General features: G+C 65.5%; 7 protein-coding genes. 1 reads left to right on the top strand and 6 read right to left on the bottom strand.

Annotation, left to right across the window (positions count from 1 at the left end; genetic code table 11):
* The 4 genes from Tchar_RS13120 to Tchar_RS13105 all read right to left on the bottom strand — a co-directional run.
* On the bottom strand, nt 1–181 hold a 181-nt coding region (locus tag Tchar_RS13120; protein ID WP_201739380.1), incomplete at its 3' end, for a hypothetical protein.
* Nucleotides 182–228: 47 nt separating this feature from the next.
* On the bottom strand, nt 229–1,113 hold the full coding sequence (locus Tchar_RS13115) for a phosphoribulokinase (protein ID WP_144329437.1): 885 nt from the start codon (nt 1,111–1,113) through the stop codon (nt 229–231).
* 149 nt (nt 1,114–1,262) lie between these two features.
* Nucleotides 1,263–2,345 (bottom strand): class 1 fructose-bisphosphatase, encoded by a 1,083-nt coding sequence (locus Tchar_RS13110; protein WP_144329436.1) that lies wholly within the window; start codon nt 2,343–2,345, stop codon nt 1,263–1,265.
* Nucleotides 2,346–2,393: 48 nt separating this feature from the next.
* Complete coding sequence (locus tag Tchar_RS13105; protein ID WP_144329435.1) at nt 2,394–3,116, bottom strand: HAD-IA family hydrolase; 723 nt, start codon at nt 3,114–3,116, stop codon at nt 2,394–2,396.
* A gap of 109 nt (nt 3,117–3,225) precedes the next feature.
* Between Tchar_RS13105 and Tchar_RS13100 the strand changes: the two genes are divergently transcribed.
* Nucleotides 3,226–4,173: a LysR substrate-binding domain-containing protein gene (locus Tchar_RS13100; protein WP_144329434.1), complete on the top strand. Its 948-nt coding sequence runs from the start codon at nt 3,226–3,228 to the stop codon at nt 4,171–4,173.
* A gap of 38 nt (nt 4,174–4,211) precedes the next feature.
* Here Tchar_RS13100 and Tchar_RS13095 read toward each other — a convergent pair whose 3' ends face one another.
* Together Tchar_RS13095 and Tchar_RS13090 are read right to left on the bottom strand one after the other, a co-directional pair.
* Nucleotides 4,212–5,177, bottom strand: a complete 966-nt coding sequence (locus Tchar_RS13095; RefSeq protein WP_144329433.1) for a MerR family transcriptional regulator — start codon at nt 5,175–5,177, stop codon at nt 4,212–4,214.
* A gap of 207 nt (nt 5,178–5,384) precedes the next feature.
* Nucleotides 5,385–5,695 (bottom strand): integrase core domain-containing protein (locus tag Tchar_RS13090; protein WP_144329432.1); only part of this gene is annotated, 311 nt, incomplete at its 5' end.

The following is a 5,695-nucleotide window of genomic DNA, read 5'->3' as shown; positions in this document are numbered from 1 at the left end:
GGTTGTGTTTGAGGTGGCGGCCCCACAGGGCCACGGCCATCTCGGCCATGCCCATGGGGGCCCCGGGGTGGCCGCTGTTGGCCTGCTGCACGGCATCCATGGCCAGCGCACGGATGGCGTTGGCCATACGGCGTGCCGTGGGCAGGGCCAGCGGTACAGAGGGCAAATCGGACAAATGCATGGTCTCTCCTGCGACGGGGATGCGAAAGAAGGCAGACGGCGCGACCGTTACGCCAGGCCCAGCGCACGCTTGCGCCGCTCCATCATGCGCCAAATGAAGGGGGTGAAGATCAGCTGCATCGCCAGCTCCATCTTGCCACCGGGCACGACGATGGTGTTGGCGCGACTCATCCATGAACCGTCGATCATGCTCAGCAGGTAGGGAAAGTCAATGCCCTTGGGCTTGGCGAAGCGGATCACGCACACGCTCTCGTCGGCGGTGGGGATGTCGCGCGCGATGAAGGGGTTGGAGGTGTCGACCACCGGCACGCGCTGAAAGTTGACGTGGGTGACGGCGAACTGCGGACAAATATAGTTGACGTAGTCCGGCATGCGGCGCAAGATGGTGTCGACCACCGCTTCCTGGCTGTAGCGACGCTGTGTCTTGTCGCGGATGAGCTTTTGAATCCATTCCAGATTGATCGACGGCGCCACACCGATGAGCAGATCGGGGTATTGCGCGACGTTGACGCGGTCGGTCACCACCGCGCCGTGCAGCCCTTCGTAGAACAGCATATCGGTGTCGGGTGGCAGATCTTCCCAGGGGGTGAAGGTGCCCGGCTCCTGCCCGTAGGGGGCGGCCTCTTCTTCGTTGTGCAGATATTTGCGGCAGCGCCCCTGACCCGTTTCGGCGTAGGTGCGAAACAACGCCTCCAGCTCTTCGAACAGGTTGGCCTCGGGCCCGAAGTGGCTGAAATGGCGGTTGCCGCGGGCCTCTTCTTCGGCCATGCGCTGGCGCATTTCTTTGCGGTCGTAGCGGTGAAAGCTGTCGCCTTCGATGATGGCCGCCTTGACCCCCTCGCGCCGGAAGATGTTGGCAAAGGTGCGGGTGACGGTGGAGGTACCGGCGCCAGAGGAGCCGGTGATGGCGATGATGGGGTGTTTTTCGGACATGGTGTGGGGTCTCCTCGAATCGACCAAATGTGGGAAAGCCATGCGTTGTGCGCTGGCGCCGCATCGCCTTGTCTGGCGCTGGCACCGGCGGCGCGCCTGGAGGCCGCGCACCGCCGCACGGGGGCGCAGCGGCGGCCTGCGCCGGCGGCTCATGTGCGAAATAGCGTGCGCTCGGCAAACAACGGGTTGTCGTCGCGGAGAGGCACCGGCTCGCGGTGGTAGCGCTCGATGCGCTCGACCTCGTTTTTCGAGCCGAACACCAGGCCGATGCGCTGATGCAGGGCGCTGGGCTGTACCTGCAAAATCGGTTCGCGCCCGGTGCTGGCGCGGCCACCGGCCTGCTCCATCAAGAAGCCCACCGGATTGGCCTCATAGAGCAAGCGCAACCGCCCCGGCTTGCTGGGGTCTTTGGTGTCACGGGGGTAGAGGAATACGCCGCCGCGCATCAGGATGCGGTGCGCCTCGGCCACCATGCTGGCGATCCAGCGCATATTGAAGTCCTTGCCCCGCACACCGGTGCGGCCCGCCAGGCATTCGTCCACATAGCGCTTGACCGGGGGCTCCCAAAAGCGGCTGTTGGAGGCGTTGATGGCGAATTCTTGGGTATCCTCGGGCACGCGAATGTCGGGGTGCGACAGGAAAAACTCACCCAGACTGGGATCGAGCGTGAAGCCATGCACGCCGGTGCCCACCGTCAGCACCAACATGGTCGAGGGACCGTAGAGCGCGTAGCCAGCCGCCAGCTGCTGGCAGCCGGGTTGCAGGAAATCGTGCGCAGTGACGTCGCGACCGCTGTCGATGACGTCCTGCGGCGCGCGCAGCACGGAGAAGATGCTGCCGACCGAGACATTGACGTCGATATTGCTGGAGCCATCCAGCGGGTCGAAGACCAGCAGGTATTTGCCGCGCGGATAGCAGCCCGGGATGTTGTAGGGCTCGTCCATCTCCTCCGACGCCATGCCGGCGAGGTGTCCGCCCCACTCGTTGGCCTTGACGAACAATTCGTTGCTGATGACGTCGAGCTTCTTCTGCTCCTCGCCCTGCACGTTGATGGCGCCGGCCTGCGCGCCCAGGACGCCGCCCAGCGCGCCGAAGGCCACGCTGCGCGCGATGGCTTTGCACGCCAGTGCGATATCGAGAATGAGGGCATTGAAGTCGCCGCTGGCGCCGGGGAAGCGGCGGCGCTGCTCGATGAGAAATTGGGTCAGGGTGGTGCGTTGACTCAGGGGCATGGCTCGACCTCGAAAGCGAAAAACCAAAGACCAGTGGAGAAAGCGTGGTTACGCCGGCGCGGCCGCGGTGGCGTACCACGCCTGCAGATCGGCCAGCGTGACGCCGTCGAGCGAAGGCAGCACACGCAGCGCGCCAGTGAAATCGTGGTGCGCCGTGAAGGCATTGGGCGTGATCACCGTCGGCAAGCCGGCCGCGCGCGCCGCCCGCAAACCGTTGCCCGAATCCTCGAACGCCAAACACTGCGACGGCGGCAAGCCCAGGCGCTGCAGGGTTTGCCGATATACCTGCGGGTGCGGCTTCTTCAGCGGCGCGGTCGAGGCGTCCTCGACGACTTCAAACGCCAGCTGCCAGTCGGGCCCCATGGCGCTGCGCAGCAGCGCTGCGATGTTGACGGGCGAGGTGGTGGTGGCGATGGCCAGGCGCAGGCCGGCGGTACGGGCCGCCTCGATCAGCGCCAACACACCAGGGCGCAACTGCACCGCGCCGGCGCGCACGCGCTCTTCGTAGTGCGCCGTTTTGAGTTCGTGCAGATGGTCGATCCACGCCTGCAGCGCCGACCCGTCGAGATCTCGCACATCGGCGTTGACTTGCTGCCAGTAATGGCGGATGCGCTCGCGCCCCCCAGAGACCTCGAGCAAGTGGGTGTACAGCGGCACATCCCACACCCAGTCCAGCCCTGCTTCAGCGAACGCCGCATTGAAGGCTTCCAGGTGGATACGCTCGGTATCGGCCAGCGTGCCATCGACGTCGAAAATCAGAGCGGACCACATCGGTTGGCTTCCTTTCCACACCCCAAGGCAGGGTGCAGGACTAACTATAAAAATGAACTGAACTAAGGTAAATTCACGATTTCTTCAATATCAATTCAGCACTTACTGAATGAGTGTTCGCAACGCCACCTTCCGCCAGCTGCGCGTCTTCGTCGAAGTGGCCAGGCATCTGAGCTTTGCCCGGGCGGCCGAATCGCTGCACCTGACGCCACCAGCGGTTACCATGCAAATCAAGGAGTTAGAAGGGCATGTGGGTCTGCCGCTGTTCGAGCGGCAGGGCCGGCGCGTGGCCTTGACCACGGCCGGCGAGTACCTGCTGGTGTACGCGCGCAAGGTACTGGCCACCCTGAAAGACGCCGAGGACGTGGCGGCACGCCTGCAACGCCTGGAAACCGGCACGCTGACCATTGGCATGCTGGGCACGGCGCAGTACTTTCTACCCGCCTTGCTGGCCGAATTCACCCGCGAGCACCCTGGGCTGGACGTGCGCCTGGTATTGGGCAATCGCGAGCAGCTGGTGCAGATGCTGCGCAATGCGGATGTGGACATCGCCGTCATGGGCCGCCCGCCCAGCGAGCTCAACGTACGGGCCGAGCCGTTTGGCGCCCATCCCCATGTCTTCGTCGCCCCCACCGACCACCCGCTGCTGCGTATCGGCCACCCCACCGTGCAGTCGTTGCTGCCCTACGGGTTCATCGTGCGCGAACACGGCTCGGGCACACGCGCCTTGTTTCAGGCCTTTTTCGAGCGCCACCACGAGGAGCCGCGCATCGCCATGGTGCTCGCGAGCAACGAGGCGATCAAGCAAGCGGTGATGGCCGGCCTGGGTCTGGGCTTGTTGTCGCTGCATACGCTGCAGCTGGAGCTGGAGCACGGCCTGATCGCCCGGCTCGACGTCGAGGGCACACCGATCGTGCGCGCTTGGCACGTGGTGCACACGCTGGCCAAGCTGCTGTCGCCCGCGGCAGAGGCGTTTCGCTATTTCGTCTTGGAGCGCGGCGAGGGCTTCTTGGCCGAGCGCTATGGCGCGCTGTTGCCGCTGCCGTCGTCCCCCTGAGCGCCTGGGCGAGCCGGCGGCTCGGGTGCGCGCTGGCCTCACACCCGTGCGTGGCGCTGACGCCAGGCACGCACCTGCGCGACGACCTCGGCCGCCTGCCGCATGCGCACCACACCCGGCGGCAAGCCGCCGCGCCATCGGTGTTGCGCGGCAGCCCCACCCAACCACAGCTCCACCGGCGCCGCCAGGCGCGCGCGCAACTGGGTCACCGCGTCGATCATGTCACGCCGGCTGGCCTGGGCGCTGAAGCTCAGCGCCACCACATCCGCGTGAGTGCGTTGGGCGGCATCGACGATTTCGGCCAGCGGGGTGCTCACACCCAGCGAGACACGCTCGCAGCCCTCCAGCGCCAAAAAGCACTCCACCATCAGCAAGCCGAGCTGGTGCTGCTCGCCTGGGGTCGTGGTCAGCAAGACCCGAGGCGCCCGTGGCGCGGCAGCGCTGGCTTTGTCCAGGCGCGCGATGGCAGCTCGCAGCGTCGTCTGCACCACCTCGGTAAACCAGTGCTCCTGATAGACCCCGATGTCCCCGCGCAGCCAAGCGTGACCGACTTCTACGCACAACGGCGCAATCACCGACTCGACGGTATGGGCCAAGCCGTGCGTGCGCAGCGCACCACTCAGCGCAGCACGCAGCTGCGCGGTCTGATCACGCCGCACCCAGTCCATCCAGCGGGCGAGTTCGTCGCCAGCCGCCGCTGGCCCCGCACCGACCGGCGACGAGGCGGCCACCGCATTCAGGGCTGCCAGCGGCAGCCCCACCACCCGCCCCGGACGCAGACCGGCGTCGAGCAAGCGCCGAATCAGGCGCAGCCGCTGCAGCTGCTCGTCATCGTACAGGCGTTCACCATGCTCATCGCGCCACGGCAGCGGGAACCCATAACGCCGCTCCCACACACGCAGGGTGTCTTTGCCAATGCCGGTTTCGCGCTCCACATCCGCGATCGACCAACGCGCGCTCGGCGGCGCCGCAACGGGCAACGAGGTTGGGGACAGCGCCTTCATCCCAAATTGTCCATTAGGAAACCTCTGCACAACCCAGCCTATTCGTTCCAGAGGACGCGGTGATGGTAGACTTTGTTTCACATGACGGGATCAGGGGCAGATTTTTTTGAGTTATTTTCCGCTCCAGAAGCCCCTTTCGTGAGCCTCCTGAGGCCTCGTCGGCCCCCAGTGGCGCCGTGGCGGGCGCACTTATCCCGTTGCAGCCAACTAGGTGTGAGCCGTCAAGAGGTTGTTCCGAAGAACTGGAAGCCGTGACATAGGCGGGACGCGGCCTATGCCGTGGTGCGGGCGATGCCAGTTGTAGTGGTGCTGCCAGCTGTGAAGCGCTTGGCGCCGCTGCTCGGAGTTTTGGTAGGTCCAGCCGTAGGCCCACTCACGCAGCGCCGACTGGATGAACCGCTCGGCCTTGCCGTTGGTTTGTGGCCGATACGCGCGGGTGAACTTGTGCGCGATGCCCAGTTGCTGGCAAGCCTGCCGGAATGGCTTGGAACGGAAGGCCGGGCCGTTGTCGGTCAGCA

Origin of the sequence: Tepidimonas charontis, assembly GCF_007556685.1 — a bacterium.
In the GTDB taxonomy this organism is placed as follows: Bacteria; Pseudomonadota; Gammaproteobacteria; order Burkholderiales; family Burkholderiaceae_C; genus Tepidimonas; species Tepidimonas charontis.
This window is presented reverse-complemented; position numbering and strand designations above follow the sequence as displayed.